Genomic DNA, 18,225 nt, shown 5'->3' on the forward strand with positions numbered 1-18,225 from the left:
TTTACTCGTCCAAATGCCAGGCGTACTGCATCCGCGCCCACGACTCTTGCGCCACCCCGTCAATGGTACCGGGCTTGAAGGCGCAGTTCGAGAGCCCTTGCAAGGCGGCGCGATCGAGGTCGCGATGGCCGCTGGTGCGTTCGACTTTGGCGCTGGCCACATGGCCGTCTTTACCGACCAGAAAAGCAAGGGTGACCGTGCCTTCATCGCCGTTGCGCAGCGCCGCGGCAGGGTAGGCCGGCTTGGCGCAACTGGCCGCGTCGATCACCGCAGCGATGTTGACCGGGGCCGCCTTGCGTGGCGGGTCGACATTGACGACCGACTCCTTGCCCCGCCCCGTTGGACCAGGATCGCTGATTACAGGCGGGTCGCCCCGCTCCGTCGTGATCGTCGGACCGTCCGGCCACCGTTCCTCGAATGGCGGGGGCGGTGTGATCACGGTCGGTTTCGTGAACTCGACTTCGAAATGCTCGACGGGTGGCGGCGGCTCCACCACATCAGGCGGCAGCGGCGTCACTTTAAACGGTTCGGGTTCGGTGGCGCGGATGATCGAGATTTTGGAATGGGTCACGATGAAGCCAGCGACAGCAAGGTGCAAAACAGCGACGAAGGCCAGGCCAGAATAGTTCTTGCGGGAGTTGTCGAAGTTCATGGTAATGCTCCTTTCTTCTTGTTGGCAGGCTAAATTGCCAGGCCATGGCAAGATATTCTTCTATTTCATGGAAATGTGCAAGCAATTTTTATTGCTATGGCTAAGCGTGATATCCTTCCATCATCTAGAAATAGGGAATTCCATGAATAAGATCAAAGTGTTGCTGGCAGATGATCACCCTGTAGTGATGGGTGGTTTTGCGATGGCGCTGGGTGGTTTCGGTATCGACGTCGTCGGCCAGGCCCGTACCCCGACCGAAGCGGTGGATGCTTACCAGACCCTGGCACCGGACGTTGCTATCCTCGACATACGCTTCGGCGAGCAATTGACTGGAATGGATGCGGCTCGCGAGATCCTCGCCAAAGCGCCGAAAGCCCACATCATCTTCCTTACCCAGTTCGACCAGGACGCCCTGGTCAAAGAGGCTTACCGCATCGGCGCGCGCGCGCTGGTGACCAAGGATTGCGACCCGTCGGAGCTGGCCACGGCAGTGCAGCACGCAGCGCAGGGCAAGCTGTATTTCATGCCCGCCATCGCGGAACGACTGGCCAGCCTGTCGGTGCTGGGCGAGCAATCGCCGCAAGCGCTGCTCGACGAACGCTCGCTGGAGATCTTCAAACTGATGGCGGAGGGGCTGACCAACGCGGAAATCGCCGATCGTCTCGGGGTGTCCAGCAAGACGATCAGCAATTCGAGCCAGGCGATCAAGGACAAACTGGGCGTTGACCGCGCCGCTGATATCACGCGCCTGGCCGTGCGCCACGGCGTGCTGCAAGCCTGATGCGCGCATCCTGGCGACTCGGCACGCGCGGCCGGCTGCTGGCCATTACCCTGCTGCCGGTGCTGGCTCTGTTCGTTACGCTCACCTGGTACAACTACCAGTCGCGCCAGTCGGAGGTCCGGGCGGAGCTGGCAGAGCGCGGCCAATTGCTGGCTACCGCGCTCGTGGCGAGCAGCGAAATCAGCCTGGTGCAAGGCCAGTTCGACGAACTGCGCGCGACCATCAACGGCATGATGCAGACCGACAGCGCAGTCCATCGCGTAACCCTGCTCGACGATTCACGCAAAGCGCTGCTCGATGTGGCGGGGCGCGCCGATGCGCAGCCGGAAGCGCGTTATTACGAAGCGGCGATCCATAAGCGGCTGCTGTACGTGACCGGCGGCGGCAACCGCAACGTCGGCACCATGGGCTATGTGCAGGTGCGCATGTCGCCGACCGCCATGCTGCGCAAGGCCCGCTCCCGCTTCCAGCTCGAACTGGCGGTAGCGCTGGCGGGCTTGCTGGTGTGCGCTGGAGTTGCATGGCGCATGACCAGCGGCTTTGCCGACTCGTTGCAAGCCTCGATGCAAGCAGTGCGCGCCGCCGATGCCGAAAAGCGCCGCCTCCTTCAGCGCGTAACGACAGCGGTGGAAGACGAGCGCAAAGCGATCGCGCTGGAAATCCACGATGAGCTGAACGCGACCCTGATCGCCATCCGCCTGGAAGCGCAGCAGATTGCTGCTATGGCCGAGCCCGTGTCAACCAAAGAGCCTGCCGGGTCGCCGTACCGCCCCAAGGTTGACACGGGCTCGGCCATTCGCGAGAAGGCGCAGGCTATCGTCAAGCTGGCGCTGGGCTTGTATAACAGCGGCCGTACGCTGGTGCGCCGCTTGCGGCCGGAGATGCTGGATATGCTTGGCCTGCAAGGCGCGCTGGAGGAGATGGTGCGCCAGGTGGGCAGCAGCCATCCAGCCTGCCGCTTCTCCCTTCACACCGAGGGTGATTTTGCGGGACTGGATGGCGATGCCGCGATTTCGGCCTATCGCATCGTGCAGGAAGCGTTATCGAATATCGTCAAGCATGCCCGCGCCGGCACGGCCAGTGTGAAGGTGCTGCGGCGAGAAGCAGCTTTGCAGATCTCGGTGGCGGATGACGGCGTGGGCTTCGATCCGGCCCGCACCGCAGCCGGCATCGGCTTGGCCGGCATGCGCGAAAGGGTCCAGGCGCTGGGCGGCAGCTTTGAGATGGATTGCGCGTCGGGCACGCGCATCGCTATTACGCTGCCGGTGGAGGCGTGGCGCGCGGGAACCTGACTCGCACCAGCAAGCCACGTCCGCCCGCACCTTGGTCGAGTTCCAGCGCGGCGTGGTGCATGGCGGTGATATCGCGCACGATGGCCAGCCCCAGGCCTGAGCCGCCCGGATTGGCCTGCATGGTGCTTGCGGCACGGTAGAAGGGCGAGAACACGCGCTCGCGGTCTTCCTGCGGAATACCCGGCCCGCTGTCCTCCACCTCCAGCACAACCTCGGATTCGCCCGCCAGCACTCGCAGTACAACGCTGCCGCCGCGAGGCGTGTAGTGCAGGGCATTGTCAACCAGGTTGGACACCAGCTCGTGCAGCAGCAAGGCCTGTCCGTTGACTTCAGCCTCGCCTTCGCCTTCCAGCGCCAGGTCGATGCCGCGCCCCACGGCGGACAAGGCCAGCTCCAGCGCCACTTGCTGCACCGTTTCGCGCAGCGGCACTGCCACCAGCTCACGGTTCTCGCTATGCTCAATCCGCGCCAGCATCAGCAGGCGATTGGCCAGGTGCACCGTGGAGTCGGTGGTGGCTGCCATGCTGGCGACGACGTCACGCAATTCCGGTGCTATCGCAAGCGAACGTTCCAGCTCGCGCTGCGCCAGTTCGGCCTGCGTTTTCAAAACGGTCAGCGGCGTGCGCAGCTGGTGCGACGCATCGGCGATAAAGCGCCGCTGGCTGGCTATCAGCCCCGCAATGCGGGTGGTCGAAGCATTCATGGCCTGCACCAGCGGCCGCACTTCCTTGTGCACCAGCGCCGGATCGAGGTCCGACAGGTCGGACACGTCGCGAGCCTCGACCTCCTGCTTCAATTGCATCAGCGGCCGTAAAACCAGTTTCACCGCGAACCACACAAGGAAACCTGCCATCAGCACGACGCTGGCCTGCCAGGCGATCGTGTCGTACAGGATCTTGCGCGTCAGTCCCTTGCGCGCATCAAGCGTTTCGCCGACCTGGATCAGGGCGATGCCGCGCATATTGTCGTCGAACACCGGCTGCAGCAGGGCGGCGATGCGGATCGGCTGCCCGTTGTAGTTGGCGTGATAGAAGCGCACCAGGGCAGGGTAGTTTTCCGAGCGCGGCACATTGGCCGGCACCGCAGGCAGGTCGTCGTAGCCGGACACGGTCTCGCCATTGATGCCGGTCACCTTGTAGTAGATGCGGCCCAGGGTGTCCGTCTCGAAGCTGTCCAGTGCAACGTACGGCACATCCGCTACCACCTTGCCGTCTTCCACCGAAACCCGCTCCGCCAGCGCGCGCGTGGACGCCAGCAGCGAACGGTCATAAGCCATATCCGCCGCATCCACCGCGTTGTAGTAGACCGAAATGGTGTTGAAGATTTCCAGCAGCACCAGCGGCAGCAGCAGCCAGCGCAGCAACTGGCCGCGCAGGCTGCCCATGGCGAGCATGGCTCTCATCAGGCTTTCGCTTCGGCCGGCTGCAGCAGGTAGCCGATGCCGCGCAAAGTGGTGATGGCCGCGGCGCCAGGCTCCTTGCGGTCAAGCTTTTTGCGCACGCGATGGATGTAAAGGTCGATGGCGTCGAGGTTGGCGTCGTCGGCCAGCGTGAATACCTGGTCGAACAGCTTCTCTTTCGCCAGCGGCTTGCCACCCTTGGTGATCAGCGCTTCCAGCACCGCATGTTCGCGCGGCGTCAGTTGCAGGTTCTCGCCGAAATAGGAAAACATGCGGCTCACGGTATCAAAGCGTAGCGAACCGCATTCATACACGACGGCCTCGTTGCCGACGCTGCGGCGAAGGAGCGCTTTGACGCGCGCTTCCAGCTCCACCAGCTCGAAAGGTTTTGCGAGGTAATCGTCCGCGCCAAGGTTCAGGCCTTGGACGCGGTCTTCCAGGCCGCCGCGCGCGGTCAGGATCAATACGGGCGTCTTGCCGCCGCGCGCACGCAGGCGCTTGAGTACTTCCAATCCGTCCATGCGGGGCAGGGTGAGGTCCAGGATCACCAGGGCGTATTCCTGGGTCAGCAAGAGTGAGTCGGCGTCGGCGCCGTTATCGGCGCATTCGACAGAAAGGTTCGCATCACGAAGGGCTTTGGATAGCCAGTGTTGCAATTCGGTGTGGTCTTCCACTAACAATATTCGCATGGCAGTTGCCTGAAAGGCGTTTGAAAGGTTGGCGATTTTATAGTTGAACCGTGCCAGAGCGAGGCATGACTGAAATAACTATAAACCCAGGAGACTGATTGTGAAAAGAACTTCGATGGCAGCGGCCGTCGCGATGATGCTTGCCGCCTATACTTCCGCCCACGCCCAATCCAATGTGCAGCTGTATGGCCTGCTCGACGTGGGCGTCGACGTGACATCCGATGCAAAACCAGGCGGCGGCAGCATGGCCCACGTCAGCTCCGGCGGCATGAACACCTCGCGTTGGGGCATCAAAGGTTCCGAAGACCTGGGCGGCGGCCTGAAAGCCGTGTACCAGCTGGAAAGCGGCATCCTGATGGACACCGGTGCGCAGGACGGCAACCTGTTCAAGCGCCAGGCCAACGTTGGCCTGGAAGGCAAATACGGCCGCCTGGTGTTGGGCCGCTCCTTCACCAGCGTGTACGACACCGTCATCCGCTTCGACCCGATGGGCTTTGCGCCTTACTATTCCTGGGCTACCGGCGGCAGCGCAACTTTGCCAAGCAAATACGGCATGACCACTGGTTTCGATAACCTGATCAAGTACTCCGGCGAGACCGGCGACTGGAAATATGGCTTTAGCTACGGCCTGGGTGAACAGGCGGGCGCCGGCGCCAGCTCGGCCGACAGCGCCAAATACGCCGGCGCGGTCAGCTACCAAAGCGAATCGCTGGGCGCCATGTTCACTGCGGAGCGCATCAACGGCAACGTGGTGGTCGCCACCGGCAACCGTGACGAAACAACCGCTTACCACCTGGGCGGCTATTACGCCACCGGTCCTTTCAAGTTCTGGCTGGGCGGCCGCACCTTCAAGACGGTGGCCGGTAAAGCCAATACGGCTGATGTAAAAGGCAACACTTTGTGGGCCGGTGTGGCATACAAGCTGCAGCCTAACGTCACCCTGACCGGCGCTGTGTACCATATCGACCAGCGCAACCTGGCCGCCGGCAAGGACGCCGACCCGACCATGTACGTGGTGCGTTACCGCTACGCCGCCTCCAAGCGCACCGACCTTTATGCCACTTTCGGTTACACCAAAGGCAAGAACGACCAGTTGGTTGGCCTGTCGCGCGACGATGCGGGCTTTGGCGATAGCCAAAAAGGCCTGATGGTTGGCATGCAGCACCGCTTCTGATAATAATGAAGCCATGAAGATCCTGAACTCCATCTTCGCTATTGTCCTGCTGCTGGCAGGGCAGGTGCACGCCGCAGAGTGCATCGTTCCGTCCAAGCCGGGCGGCGCGATGGACCTGACGTGCAAGCTGGCCCAAAAAGGCCTGGCGACGGTGCCGGGCGGCCAGCACATGAAGCTGGTCTACCGCCCGGGCGGGATCGGTGCTGTCGCCTGGCATTCGCTGGTGTCCCAGCGCAGCGCCACGCCGAACACCCTGGTTGCTTTTTCCGGCGGCTCGCTGCTGAACCTCGCCCAGGGCAAGTTCGGCAAGGTCAAAGCGGACGACGTCCGCTGGGTTGCGGCGCTTGGTGCGGACTACGGCATGATTGCAGTCCGTTCCGACTCGCCGTACAAGTCGCTGGGCGACCTGGTGGCCGCACTCAAGCGCGATCCATCCAAGGTGCTGATTGGCGTCAGCGGCACCGTCGGCAGCCAGGACTGGCTGAAGGTGGCCATGCTGGTGCGTATGGCCGGCCTGGACCCGAAAGTGCTGCGCTTCGTGGCGCTGGAAGGCGGCGGCGAATCGTTCACTGCGATGCAGGCCAATTACGTGCAGGTCGTATCGGGCGATGCTTCGGAAGTCCACCTCGCCGGGGAATCGATCCGCGTGCTGGCGGTGATGTCGGAAGAGCGCCTGCCTGGCGCACTGTCCTCGGTGCCGACTGCGCGCGAGCAGGGCTACGACATCGTCTGGCCGGTCATCCGCGGCTTGTGGATGGGCCCCAAGGTGAGCGATGCCGACTACAAGCAGTGGGTAAAGACCTTCGAGCACCTGATGGCCACACCCGAATTTGCCAAGCTGCGAACGGAAGCAGGATTCTATCCCTTCAGCCTGACAGGTCAGGCACTCAACGAGTATGTGCATAAAGCCGTAGACGACTACGGAAAACGCGCCAGCCAGCTAGGCCTGGTGCGCTGAAACATCCCTCAAAAATCTAGGAGACAAACATGATCAAGACGACCCTGGTGGCCGCCGCTACCGGCCTGTTCGCGTGCACCGCATTTGCACAATCGCCTGCCGGCTATCCTGCCGATTATCAGAAGGTGATCGACGCGGCCAAGAAGGAAGGCAAGCTGGTGGTGTACGGCGCCACCGACAGCAAGGCTGCACAGCCTTTGATCCGCGACTTCAACGCGCTGTATCCTGGCATTACCGTCGAATACAACGACATGAATTCGACCGAAGTGTACAACCGCTTCATCTCCGAGATGGCAGCAGGCGGCAATACCGCCGACGTGATGTGGTCCTCCGCGATGGACCTGCAAATGCGCCTTGCCTCCGACGGCTACGCGCTGAAATACAAGTCGGTGGAAGCCTCCAAGATCCCTGGCTGGGCAATCTGGGACGACCAGGCCTACGGCACCACCTTCGAGCCGGCCGCCATCGTCTACAACAAGCGCCTGGTCGATGCGAAAGAAGTGCCGCAGACCCACGCCGACTTCGTGAAGCTGATCCAGCAGCCGAAGTTCAAGGACAAGGTCACCACCTACGACATCGAAAAATCCGGCGTGGGCTTCATGTTCATGACCCAGGATGCCAAGGAATACCCGAAATTCCAGGAACTGGAAAACGCCTTCGGCGAAGCCAGGGTGCGCGTCCAGTCCTCCACCGGCACCATGATGGAACGCATTTCCTCCGGCGAAAACCTGATCGGCTACAACGTGCTGGGCTCCTACGCCCTGGTGCGCGCCAAGACCGACCCGTCGATCGGCGTGCAGCTGCCGAAGGACTACACCCTGATCCTGTCGCGCGTGATCTTCATCAACAAAGGCGCCAAGAACGTCAACGCCGCCAAGCTGTGGCTGGACTACACCCTGTCGCACCGCGGCCAGACCATCATCGCCAACGAATCCAAGCTGTACGCGATCCGTGCCGACGTGACCGGCGAAACCACCTCGTCCGACCTGGTCAAGCAGATCGGCCAGGACAAGATCAAGCCGGTGCCGGTGCACCCAATCCTGCTGCAGTTCCTGGGCCCGCAAAAGCGCATGGCCTTCCTGAAGCAGTGGAAAGAAACCGCCGGTAAGAAATAAGGAGTTGTAAATGACCACCGCGACTTTGCAGGGAACGGGCCGCGCCAGTTTGAACTGGCCGCGCTGGATCGTGGCGACGCTGACATGCGTTGCCATCTTCCTGCCGCTGTTCCTGATCTTCTACCAGAGCTTCCTGTCGGCGCCGTTCTTCATGCCCGGCAAGGAAGTAGGATTGGATGCCTTCCGCTTCATCTTCGATGATCCGGACTTTATCGTGGCATTCAAGAACGGCCTGCTGCTTGCTGCCGGCCTGGCTGCCATCGCCGTGCCTTTGGGCGGCATGCTGGCTTTCCTGATGGTGCGTACCGACCTGCCGGGTCGCGGCTGGATTTCCCCGCTGCTGCTGGTGCCGATCTTCGTTTCGCCAATGGTGATGGGCTTCGGCTATGTGGTGTCGATGGGGCCTGTGGGCTTCTACTCCACCTGGGTGAAAGACCTGATCGGCTTCATCCCGTGGAATGTGTACTCCTTCACCAGTATCGTGGTGATCGCCGGCCTGACCCACGTGCCACACGTCTACCTGTACGCTTCGTCGGCGCTAAAGAGTCTCGGCTCGGACGTGGAAGAAGCGGCCCGCGTATCCGGCGCCTCGCCGCTGCAGGTGATGTTCAACGTGTCGCTGCCGATGATCATGCCGGCGCTGGCGTATGCAGGCGTTCTGGTGTTCTTCCTCGGCTTCGAAGTATTCGGCCTGGTGTTGGTCCTGGGCGATCCGGAAGGCCACCTGGTGCTGCCTACCTACCTGTATAAACTGACCAACAAGCTTGGCACCCCGTCCTACCACCTGATGGCCGCAGTGGCCGTGTGCCTGGTAGCCGTGACCATGCCGCTGGTGATGCTGCAACGCTGGTTGCTCAAGTCGGCCAACAAATATGTGTCGATCAAGGGCAAGGGCGCGCGCAGCAAGGCGCTGCCGCTGGGCCGCTGGAAGTGGCTGGCCTTCGCCGTGCTGGGCGCCTGGCTGCTGGTGACCGTGTTCATGCCGATTTCCGGCATCGCGCTGCGCTCTTTCGTGCAGTACTGGGGCGAGGGCGTGAAGTTGGCCGACGTGCTGACCCTGCAGCACTTCCGCGACATCTTCGAACAGCCTTCGCTGATTCGCGGCATCATCAATACGGTGCTGATCGGCGTAATCGGCGGCGGCCTGGCGATTTTCTGCTACAGCTTTATCGCACTGGCCATGCACCGCAAGCCGGATTTGCTGACCCGCCTCCTGGACTACAGCGTGCTGGTACCGCGCGCCATTCCTGGCCTGCTGGCCGGCCTGGCCTTCCTGTGGGTGTTCCTGTTCGTGCCTAGCTGGCTCGATGGCATGCTCAAAGGTTCCGAAAGCGGCGTGGCCGTGTGGCTGACGGAGAACGTGATCCCTGCGCTGCGCAGCCTGCGCACCACCATCTTCGCGGTGTGGCTGGCCTACTCGGTGGTGTGGATGGCTTACGGCATGCGCCTGATTTCCACCGCGCTGCTGCAAGTGGGCCCTGAGCTGGAAGAAGCGGCACGCGCAGTCGGCGCCCGCCGCGGCCAGGTGACCCGTGACGTAACCCTGCCGCTGATCAAATTCGGTCTGCTGGGTGCGTGGCTGATGATTTTCCTGATCTTCGAACGCGAATATTCGACAGGCGTGTACCTGCTGTCGCCGGGTACCGAAGTGATTGGCGCGCTGATCGTGTCGCTGTGGGCGGGTGGTTCAACCGACCTGGTAGCTGCACTGTCCTTCATCAACATCACCCTGGTCGGCATTGGCCTGGGCATCGCGCTGCGCTTTGGCGTCAAGCTGCATAACTGAGACACACATCATGAAACGAGACCTCAAAATGAACGAACTGTCTGTCGAAGACCTGCACCTGGATTACGGCACCGGCGCCCACGCCAATCCGATCCTGAAGGGCGTTTCGATGCACCTGCAAAAAGGCGAAGTGGTGGCCCTCCTGGGCCCATCGGGCAGCGGCAAGACCACGCTGCTGCGCGCTGTCGCCGGCCTGGAAAGCCCGCGCCAGGGTTCCATCGACATCGGCGAGCGCCGCGTGTTCGACGGCAGCAAGAACTTTGAAATGCCAGCGGAGCAGCGTAACCTGGGCCTGGTGTTCCAGTCCTACGCGCTGTGGCCGCACAAGACCGTGGCCGACAACGTTGCCTATGGCCTGAAGCTGCGCAAGATGAACAAGGAAGAAATCGGCCGCCGCGTGACCGAGGTGCTGAAGCAGCTGGGCCTGGGCCACCTGGGCGAGCGTTTCCCGCACCAGCTGTCGGGCGGCCAGCAGCAGCGCGTGGCGATTGCCCGTGCGCTGGTGTACAACCCGCCGGTCATCCTGCTGGACGAGCCGCTGTCCAACCTCGACGCCAAGCTGCGCGAGGAAGCGCGCGCCTTCCTGCGTGAACTGATCGTGCGCCTTGGCTTGTCGGCACTGATGGTGACGCACGACCAGGATGAGGCGATGGCGATTTCCGACCGTATCCTCCTGCTCAATAACGGCAAGATCGAGCAGCAAGGCACGCCGCAGTCCATGTACGAAACGCCGGAGACCCTGTTCACCGCTGAATTCATGGGCAGTAACAACCGCCTGCCAGGTACTTTGATTTCGCGCGATGGCAACCAGGTGGTGATCGAGGTTGCCGGCACCAAGCTGCAGGGCACCGCGCGCGGCAAGGGTAGCGACACGATTGCCCCGCTGATCCGCGTTGAAGAGGTGCGCGTGAGCAGCGAGCAGGTCGACAATTCGCTGCAATTGGCGTTGGTCACCTGCATGTACCTGGGTGATCGCTGGGAATGCCTGTTCAAGCGCGGCGACATCAGCGTGCGCGCCCATTCCAAATACCGTCTGCAGGATGGCCAGTACTGGCTGCAACTGCCGGCCGACAAACTGTGGGTATTCTGAAAAAACAACGCTTCTTCCTCCAAGCTTTGGCGGCCGGCTTGCTGGCCGCTTTTTTTTGCCGCTGGATCGATACGCCGCTGCCTTGGCTGATCGGGCCCTTGTTCGCCAGCGCGGCGCTGCGTATCGCCGGCGCAGACCTGCGATGCCCCGTTCCCGCGCGCGCGGCAGGGCAGTGGGCCATCGGCACGGTGCTTGGGCTGTACTTCACGCCCGCTGTGCTGGCGGTGGTCGCGGCGCATGCAGGCTATATCTTGGGGGCGGTGGCATTTGCATTGGCGTTGGGCTGCCTTTGCGCGTGGATGTTGAAGCGGCTGGCCGATGTCAGCATCGCCACGGCGTTCTTCGGCATGGCGCTTGGCGGTGCATCCGAAATGGCGGTGCAGGGGGAGAGGCATGGCGCGGTATCGCAGCACGTCGCCGCGGCGCAGGGCGTGCGGCTGATGTTCGTAGTGAGCTTTCTGCCATTCCTGCTGCGCTACTGGAGCAGCCACGGCATGCCGCCGCTGCCCGCAGCGCCGGCCGGCGCGGGGGCGCAGGCGGCGCTTGGCCTGGTGACGGCGTCCTTCCCGCTCGGGGAGCTGCTTGCGCCGGCCCCCTTGCTGGCATTCGGCCTCCTCGCCGTCGTCACGTGCACAGCTGGTTGGCTGCTGTGGCGACGCGGCGTGCCGAACGCTTGGGTGCTAGGCCCCTTGCTCGCTGCGGGAATGCTGGCTGCGGCGCAAGTCCCCGTCGGCGGCGTGCCTGAATGGATGGTCCGCACCGGCCAGCTATGCATCGGCCTCTCGCTAGGCACGCGCTTCACGCCCGGTTTCCTGCACACCGCCCCACGCTACATGGCCTCCGTCATCGCATGCACGGCCACTGCGTTGGGACTGGCCGCGCTATTCGGAATTGCGCTCGCCAAATTCGGCGGCCTGCACCCGGCAACCGCCATGCTGGCCACATCGCCCGGCGGCATCGCGGAAATGGCGCTAACAGCCCGCGCCCTGCACGTTGAAGTCCCGGTGGTGACAGCTTTCCACGTCTGCCGAATGGTGGTGCTGGTGCTGGCCGTTGGCCCCGCCTACCGGCGCTTGGTACGGATGTGATGCCGTGGCTTAAAAGTATCAATTATCGATACTTTAAGAGGGTGGGTTGAGCCGCTGGCTGATGTACTGTATGTTGTCAGCACTTTCACTTTCCTGTGACGCAACATGAGCCATCCCAGCCAATTCGACCTGCTGAAGCAGCGTCGCTTTGCACCGTTCTTCTGGACCCAATTCCTCGGTGCCTTCAACGACAACCTGTTCAAAACGGCCCTGGTGGTGGCGTTGGCATTCGACGCCGCCAGCTGGACCACGCTGCCGGCCTCCATGGTCACCAACCTGGTGCCGGGCCTCTTCATCCTTCCATACGTCCTGTTCTCAGCGACTTCCGGCCAGATCGCCGAAAAGGTGGAGAAGGGCAGGCTGGCGCGCATTATTAAATGGCTGGAAATCGGCATCATGTCCGTGGCCGCCGTCGGCTGGTTCACCCACACGTTGCCGCTGCTGCTGCTCGCGGTATTCGGCATGGGATGCCACTCCACGCTGTTCGGCCCAGTGAAATACGCCTACATGCCGCAGCACCTGAAGCCGGAAGAACTCACCGGCGGCAACGGCATCGTCGAAATGGGCACCTTCGTCGGCATCCTGCTTGGCCAGGTGTTTGGCGCGGTGATCGTCAATTTCCAGCCGAACGGCATTGCCTGGCTGGCCGCAGCCACCGTCGGCTTCGCGGTACTCGGCCTGGTTGCCGCCCATAGCATCCCGACCACTCCGGCGCCGCAACCGGACCTGCACGTCAACCTGAATCCCTTCACCGAGTCGATCCGCAACATCCGCTTCTCCGCCTCCAACCGCACCGTGTTCCTGTCGATGCTGGGTAATTCCTGGTTCTGGTTCTACGGCGCGATTGTGCTGGCCCAGTTCCCTGTCTACGCCAAGGATTACCTGAAAGGCGACAACAGCGTCTTCGTATTGCTGCTGACGATGTTCTCGCTGGGGATCGGCGCCGGCTCGCTGCTGTGCGAAAAGCTCTCCGGCCGCAAGGTCGAAATCGGCCTCGTGCCATTTGGTTCCATCGGCCTGTCCCTGTTCGGCATCGACCTTTACCTTGCCAGCCAAGGCTACAGCGCTTCCGGCACAGTTGACGCCTACGCCATGGCGATGCAGCCCGGCGCATGGCGCATCATCATGGACGTGATCCTGATCGGCGTATTCGGCGGTTTCTTCATCGTTCCTCTGTTCGCCCTGATCCAGCTGCGCGCCGATCCAAAGCACCTGTCGCGCACCATCGCCGGCATGAACATCCTGAACGCGCTGTTCATGGTGGTGGCTACCGGCGTGGCGATCCTGCTGCTGAAAGAAGGCTTCACGATTCCGGAATTGTTCCTGGTCACGGCGATCCTGAATGGCCTGGTGGCGGTGTACATCTTCTCGCTGGTACCGGAATTCCTGATGCGCTTCCTGGCATGGATCCTGATCCACACCGTGCACAAGGTGAAGACCGTCGACGCCGACCGTATTCCGGCCGAAGGCGGCGCAGTCCTGGTCTGCAACCACGTGAGCTACGTCGATGCGATTGTGATCGTGGCAGCAAGCCCGCGCCCGATCCGCTTCGTGATGGACCACCGCATATTCAAGACCCCGTTCTTCGGCTGGATCTTCCGCACCGCCAAGGCGATCCCGATTGCGCCAGCCAAAGAAGACCCGTGGCTGATGGAGAAAGCCTTCGTCGATATCGCGCAAGCACTGCACGAAGGCGAACTGGTTTGCATCTTCCCGGAAGGAAAGCTGACCAGCACCGGCGAAATGAATGAATTCAAAGGCGGCATCAGCAAGATCATCGAACGCACGAAAGTGCCGGTCATCCCGATGGCGCTGCGCGGCCTGTGGGGCCACCTGTTCAGCCGCAGCAAGGACAGCCTGCTGGAACGCGCCTTCTGCAAAGGCTTCCGCTCGCAGCTGTCGCTGGCGGTCGGCCAGCCGGTTGATCCTTCCGATGTGAACCCCGAAATGCTGTACCGCCAGGTAGCAGAATTGCGCGGCGACTGGAAGTAATTAAGTGTAGTTTCGGACTACATACTTCTACATACAAAGGCGCCCTCGTGGCGCCTTTTCTGCTTCTTACAATTGGTTTCTCTAACAATTTTTGTAAGAAGGGTAGATGATGAAAAAAGTCCTCAAAGCCGGTCTCGCGATTTCGATGCTGTCCGCGCTGGCGGCATGCGGTGGTGGCGGCACTGAAGCCGACAACCGTCCAAGAACGGCTTCAATGCTGATCGATTTCAACAGGGACGGTGTGACCGGCTGGAACGGCAGCTCTTCCGACTACACGCCGGAGACCGCGCCAATCAATGTCGTTTTCGAAGAGCGCACCCTGGCTGCGCCCTTGAACGGCAAGGGCTACTTCATTGGCGGCACCAATCGCAGCGACGACCTTTTCCTGTTCGTGAAAAAGCAGTTCCCGGGCCTCAAGCCAAATACCATCTACAACCTTAATTTCGCGATCAAGTTCGCGACCAACACGCCATCCGGCTGTGTAGGTGTTGGCGGCGCGCCGGGCGAAGCAGTGTGGGTCTACGCCGGCGCTACACCCACTGAACCGAAAGCAGTCACCGTCAATAGCGAGATCCGCATGAACATCGACCGCGGCAACCAGGGGGCGGGAGGCAAGGACGCCCAGGTAATCGGCAATATCGCCAATGGCCTGGCGTGCGGCAGCACCGCCTACGTCAGCAAGACTGTGAAGAACGACAAGGTGCAGCCGGTGACCACGGACGCAAATGGCTCGGTGTGGATCGTCATGGGTATCGACTCGGGCTTCGAGGCTTATTCGTCCGTGACGCTGCAAACCGTGCAGATCGACGCAACGCCGGCCGCTACGATTTAACGCTGCTCCAGGCCCTTGGCCAGCACATCGGCAACAAGTGTATTCATGTCGACACCGCGTTCGGCGGCCAGTGCGTTCAGCTGCTTCACCAAATCACTATTGAGCTTGACCGCGAACGGCACCAGGCCAAGCGCCTGATCGCGCTTGCGCTGTTCGCGTTTATCGACAGCAGGATTGGCTGCGTTGCCGAACGCCGAGGCGCCCTGCGCTGCCATTTTGTTCATGAGCTTTTTGGCGTCGTTCTTTGCCAGGTCTGTCTTTTTCATACTGAGATCCTTTTCAAAGGCGCCATTCTACGCACTTGCCGCAGCCTGCTGAAGCCTGCATGACTTTTTCTTAACGCAGTCTAGTTGTTGGCGCGATGGCCGTAGCTAAGGACGCGGGTGATAACCCAGTTGCCGGACTGGTTGCTCCAGACGATTGCGAAGTCAGCGAGGCCTTCGCACTTGCCACTCGCGAACTGGCAGAAACGGTGCGAACCCGTTTCAATGGCGCCGAAGTTTTTGATCGGCGAAACCTTCAGCGTGCCCGGAATAATCTCGCGGCGGAAATTCCCGCAAACGTATTTCGCGGTGTTGGCCAGCATCTCTTGCCGTGACCAGGTGACACCACCCGTATCGTGATAGAACTCGACATCCGGTGCAAAATAGCTCGCATGTTTTTGCAACTGGCCTGGAGTGCTGCAATTGTTGAAGGCGTCGAAGGCTGCGGCGTCGAGGGCCGATATGGTGTTGAACAATGGATCGGCTGACGGCCCGCTTTGGGCTTCCGTGCTCGCAGCGGAAACGTTCAGCGAGGCGGCAAAGAACAAGGCTCCAACAAGCTTGCTGCACTTTTTCATTCGGTTCTCCGGGAAAGTTGCGGGTTGGTGAGTTGTCAATGTAGCATGACCCTGTGCCCGGTGGTGCTTTACAATGCGACTTCTTTCTTCCTTCGCTCAATTTAATCAATGCATATCTGGGTCGATGCGGACGCTTGTCCCGCTGTTATCAAGGACATTCTGTTTCGTGTCGCTGAGCGCACGCAAATCAACGTGACGCTGGTTGCCAACCAGTTGATCCGCGTGCCGGGATCGCGCTTTATCAAAGCGTTGCAGGTTCCAGCTGGCGCTGATGCGGCCGATGCGGAAATCGTGGAGCGAGTCAGCGCAGGAGACATCGTCGTAACTGGCGACATTCCATTGGCTTCGCTGGTACTGGAGAAGGGCGGAATGCCGCTTAATCCGCGCGGTGATTGGTACACCAAGGACACCATCGCGCAGCAACTGACGATGCGGGCCTTCATGGAAGAACTGCGCGGCGCCGGTGTTGACACCGGCGGCCCGTCCGCTTTCAATCAAGCTGACCGCCAGAACTTCGCCAACGCGCTTGACCGGGAGCTGGCGCGCAGACGGCAGTCACCGGGCTAGTCGCGCAACACTTCGATTGATTTCATCCATTTTTCTGCGACGTCCGTCCATTGCGAGACGGGGCCCGACGTCTTGCGTACTCCGAAGGCATGGCCGCCCTGCGCGTACATATGCATCTCCACCGGAACTTTGGCCTGTTGAAGCGGGTCATCGCTGGCCGCGATGATCAGCATTGGCGGGCAGTCAGCTGCAATCCTGATCGACGGTTCCAGTGTCAGCCCAGGCTTTTTCCAGATGTTGCCAGGATAGAGCGCCATCGCGAAATCCGGCCGGCCGCTTTGCTGGTCGGCGTCGTCGACGGTTTTGTAGCTGCGCTTCGAGTGATTGCTGATATCCGCCACCATATGTCCACCGGCGGAAAAACCGATCTCCTTGGCCCGAAAATGCAGCAGGCCAATCGCGAAGATGGACATGCTCGGCTGCGATACGAATTCGACCGCGGTGTATCGTCGCCCCGCAATCTGCTTGATGCCGAAACCAAAGGACCCCTGGCCCTTTTTCAGCGTAGAGGGTGAAGGAGGGCCCTTCGGCCAAGGTTGAACTTGAAGTGATTTGCCAGCGGTTTGCCAAGCCTTGCTTTGGCGTTCAAGAAGGTTCTCCGCGCCGACGTTGGTAGCGCAGGAAATGATGCAGATGAGCTGCAAAAGCCATTTGATGTTCATATCGAAATTATATCAATCTGACAACTTCCCGCTACGTAGAATTACTGACTCCGTGGTCAGATTCATAAATCGTGTTAGAATGATCGTTCATTCTAAGTCTTTCTGGAAAAAAGATGAATAACATGCAAAAGAAATTCATGCTGCTGGGCGCCGCTGCTGCGGTGGCTGCAATGGTCGCCGCTTGCGGCGGAAAAGAGGCTGCACCAGCCCAAGGCGGCGCAAAGCAAGCGCCGGAAGTTGCCGTTTTCACCGTGACGCCGCAAGCGCTGGCCATGAGCACCGAACTGCCGGGCCGCACCGCCGCCTACCAGGTGGCCGAAGTGCGCCCGCAAGTCGGTGGCCTGATCCAGAAGCGCCTGTTCACCGAAGGCTCCGACATCAAAGCAGGCGTGCAGCTGTACCAGATCGATTCCGCGACCTACCAGGCTGCGTTCAATTCCGCCAAGGCCAACCTGGCCAAGGCCAAAGCCAATCTGGCCGCCGCCGGTCCTAAAGTCGCCCGCTATAAAGAGCTGGTCGCGATCGAAGGCGTGAGCCGCCAGGATTACGACGATGCCGTGGCCGCGCACGAACAGGCCAAGGCCGAAGTGGAAGCCGCGCAAGCCGCGCTGGATTCGGCGCGCATCAATGTGGACTACACCAAAGTGGCATCGCCAATTTCCGGCCGCATCAGCCGCTCCAACGTGACCCCGGGCGCCCTGGTGACCGCCGGCCAGGCGACTGCGCTGACCACCGTGCAGCAACTGGACCCGATCTACGTCGACGTGACCCAGTCCAGCGAAGAGCTGCTGCGCCTGAAGCGCGAAATGGATAGCGGTTCGATCAAGAAGGTGAACGGCCAGGCCGCAGTAACGCTGCTGCTGGCGGACGGCAGCAAATACGCGCTGCCAGGCAAACTGCAGTTCTCCGATGTAAGCGTCGATCCAGGCACCGGCAACGTAACCCTGCGCGCGCTGTTCCCGAACCCGAAGCATGACCTGCTGCCGGGCATGTTCGTGCGCGCCGTGCTGGAAACCGGCGTGAGCGAGCAAGCCATCGCAGTGCCGCAAATGGGCGTGACCCGCAACCCGAAAGGCGAGGCCACGGCCCTGGTGCTGAACAAGGAAGGTAAGGTTGAACAGCGCGTGCTGCAAACCGGCGGCACCATCGGCGACAAATGGCTTGTGAAGTCCGGCCTGGAAGCCGGCGACCGCGTGATCGTGGAAGGCCTGCAGAAAGTCAAGCCAGGCACACCTGCTGTCGTGGCGAAGAACACCAGCGGCGGCGCCGGCGGTGACGCGCAACGCCAGTCGACTGCACGCTAAGCA

General features: G+C 61.4%; 18 protein-coding genes. 12 read left to right on the plus strand and 6 right to left on the minus strand.

The annotated features are described in order from the left end of the window. Position 1: 1 nt before the first annotated feature. On the minus strand, positions 2-652 hold the full coding sequence (locus AC1RTP_RS01485; RefSeq protein ID WP_498604212.1) for an energy transducer TonB: 651 nt from the start codon (positions 650-652) through the stop codon (positions 2-4). 142 nt (positions 653-794) lie between these two features. On the opposite strand from AC1RTP_RS01485, the gene AC1RTP_RS01490 reads away from it, so the two are divergent. Next, on the plus strand, positions 795-1,433 hold the full coding sequence (locus AC1RTP_RS01490) for a response regulator (protein ID WP_498604213.1): 639 nt from the start codon (positions 795-797) through the stop codon (positions 1,431-1,433). After that, entirely contained in the window at positions 1,433-2,725 is a 1,293-nt protein-coding gene (locus AC1RTP_RS01495) for a sensor histidine kinase (protein WP_498604215.1), read from the plus strand. Before AC1RTP_RS01490 ends, AC1RTP_RS01495 begins: the two co-directional genes overlap by 1 nt. On the opposite strand, the gene AC1RTP_RS01500 is transcribed toward AC1RTP_RS01495, so the two are convergent. Both AC1RTP_RS01500 and AC1RTP_RS01505 read right to left on the minus strand, forming a co-directional pair. Further along, positions 2,688-4,127, minus strand: a complete 1,440-nt coding sequence (locus tag AC1RTP_RS01500; RefSeq protein WP_498604216.1) for a sensor histidine kinase — start codon at positions 4,125-4,127, stop codon at positions 2,688-2,690. The two genes, AC1RTP_RS01495 and AC1RTP_RS01500, sit on opposite strands and share 38 nt — an antisense overlap. Continuing rightward, positions 4,127-4,813, minus strand: coding sequence for a response regulator (locus AC1RTP_RS01505; protein WP_498604218.1), 687 nt, complete (start codon positions 4,811-4,813; stop codon positions 4,127-4,129). Before AC1RTP_RS01505 ends, AC1RTP_RS01500 begins: the two co-directional genes overlap by 1 nt. Positions 4,814-4,913: 100 nt before the next feature. Here AC1RTP_RS01505 and AC1RTP_RS01510 point away from each other — a divergent pair, with 100 nt between their 5' ends. The 8 genes from AC1RTP_RS01510 to AC1RTP_RS01545 all read left to right on the plus strand — a co-directional run bounded on the left by AC1RTP_RS01510 (position 4,914) and on the right by AC1RTP_RS01545 (position 14,848). Next, positions 4,914-5,987 (plus strand): porin, encoded by a 1,074-nt coding sequence (locus AC1RTP_RS01510; RefSeq protein WP_498604219.1) that lies wholly within the window; start codon positions 4,914-4,916, stop codon positions 5,985-5,987. Between the two features lie 13 nt (positions 5,988-6,000). Next, positions 6,001-6,945: a Bug family tripartite tricarboxylate transporter substrate binding protein gene (locus tag AC1RTP_RS01515; protein WP_498604220.1), complete on the plus strand. Its 945-nt coding sequence runs from the start codon at positions 6,001-6,003 to the stop codon at positions 6,943-6,945. A gap of 29 nt (positions 6,946-6,974) precedes the next feature. Beyond that, the gene (locus tag AC1RTP_RS01520; protein ID WP_498604222.1) at positions 6,975-8,060 is read left to right on the plus strand and encodes an ABC transporter substrate-binding protein; all 1,086 of its coding nucleotides are present in this window, start codon (positions 6,975-6,977) and stop codon (positions 8,058-8,060) included. Between the two features lie 10 nt (positions 8,061-8,070). Then, positions 8,071-9,846, plus strand: coding sequence for an ABC transporter permease (locus AC1RTP_RS01525; protein ID WP_498604223.1), 1,776 nt, complete (start codon positions 8,071-8,073; stop codon positions 9,844-9,846). A 28-nt stretch (positions 9,847-9,874) separates the two neighbouring features. Further along, positions 9,875-10,936 carry an ABC transporter ATP-binding protein gene (locus AC1RTP_RS01530; RefSeq protein ID WP_498604225.1) on the plus strand — a complete coding sequence of 354 codons (1,062 nt, stop codon included), beginning with the start codon at positions 9,875-9,877 and terminating at the stop codon, positions 10,934-10,936. Next, entirely contained in the window at positions 10,924-12,024 is a 1,101-nt protein-coding gene (locus AC1RTP_RS01535) for an AbrB family transcriptional regulator (protein WP_498604226.1), read from the plus strand. The genes AC1RTP_RS01530 and AC1RTP_RS01535 overlap by 13 nt, the downstream gene beginning before the upstream one ends. A 105-nt stretch (positions 12,025-12,129) precedes the next feature. Continuing rightward, on the plus strand, positions 12,130-14,016 hold the full coding sequence (locus AC1RTP_RS01540; RefSeq protein WP_498604227.1) for an MFS transporter: 1,887 nt from the start codon (positions 12,130-12,132) through the stop codon (positions 14,014-14,016). A 106-nt stretch (positions 14,017-14,122) separates the two neighbouring features. Next, a complete protein-coding gene (locus tag AC1RTP_RS01545) occupies positions 14,123-14,848 on the plus strand; it encodes a hypothetical protein (RefSeq protein WP_498604228.1) in 726 nt (241 codons plus the stop codon). Here the strand turns inward: AC1RTP_RS01545 and AC1RTP_RS01550 are convergent. Both AC1RTP_RS01550 and AC1RTP_RS01555 read right to left on the minus strand, forming a co-directional pair. Next, the gene (locus AC1RTP_RS01550) at positions 14,845-15,114 is read right to left on the minus strand and encodes a hypothetical protein (RefSeq protein WP_498604230.1); all 270 of its coding nucleotides are present in this window, start codon (positions 15,112-15,114) and stop codon (positions 14,845-14,847) included. The two genes, AC1RTP_RS01545 and AC1RTP_RS01550, sit on opposite strands and share 4 nt — an antisense overlap. Positions 15,115-15,194: 80 nt before the next feature. Next, positions 15,195-15,689: a DUF4440 domain-containing protein gene (locus AC1RTP_RS01555; RefSeq protein ID WP_498604231.1), complete on the minus strand. Its 495-nt coding sequence runs from the start codon at positions 15,687-15,689 to the stop codon at positions 15,195-15,197. Between the two features lie 108 nt (positions 15,690-15,797). On the opposite strand from AC1RTP_RS01555, the gene AC1RTP_RS01560 reads away from it, so the two are divergent. After that, positions 15,798-16,256, plus strand: coding sequence for a YaiI/YqxD family protein (locus tag AC1RTP_RS01560; protein WP_498604232.1), 459 nt, complete (start codon positions 15,798-15,800; stop codon positions 16,254-16,256). On the opposite strand, the gene AC1RTP_RS01565 is transcribed toward AC1RTP_RS01560, so the two are convergent. Continuing rightward, positions 16,253-16,918, minus strand: coding sequence for an alpha/beta hydrolase (locus AC1RTP_RS01565; protein ID WP_498604233.1), 666 nt, complete (start codon positions 16,916-16,918; stop codon positions 16,253-16,255). The two genes, AC1RTP_RS01560 and AC1RTP_RS01565, sit on opposite strands and share 4 nt — an antisense overlap. 122 nt (positions 16,919-17,040) lie before the next feature. On the opposite strand from AC1RTP_RS01565, the gene AC1RTP_RS01570 reads away from it, so the two are divergent. Continuing rightward, positions 17,041-18,222, plus strand: coding sequence for an efflux RND transporter periplasmic adaptor subunit (locus tag AC1RTP_RS01570; protein ID WP_498604882.1), 1,182 nt, complete (start codon positions 17,041-17,043; stop codon positions 18,220-18,222). Positions 18,223-18,225: the final 3 nt, after the last annotated feature.

The sequence above is a fragment of the Pseudoduganella sp. GW821-FHT11H04 genome (assembly GCF_058807935.1).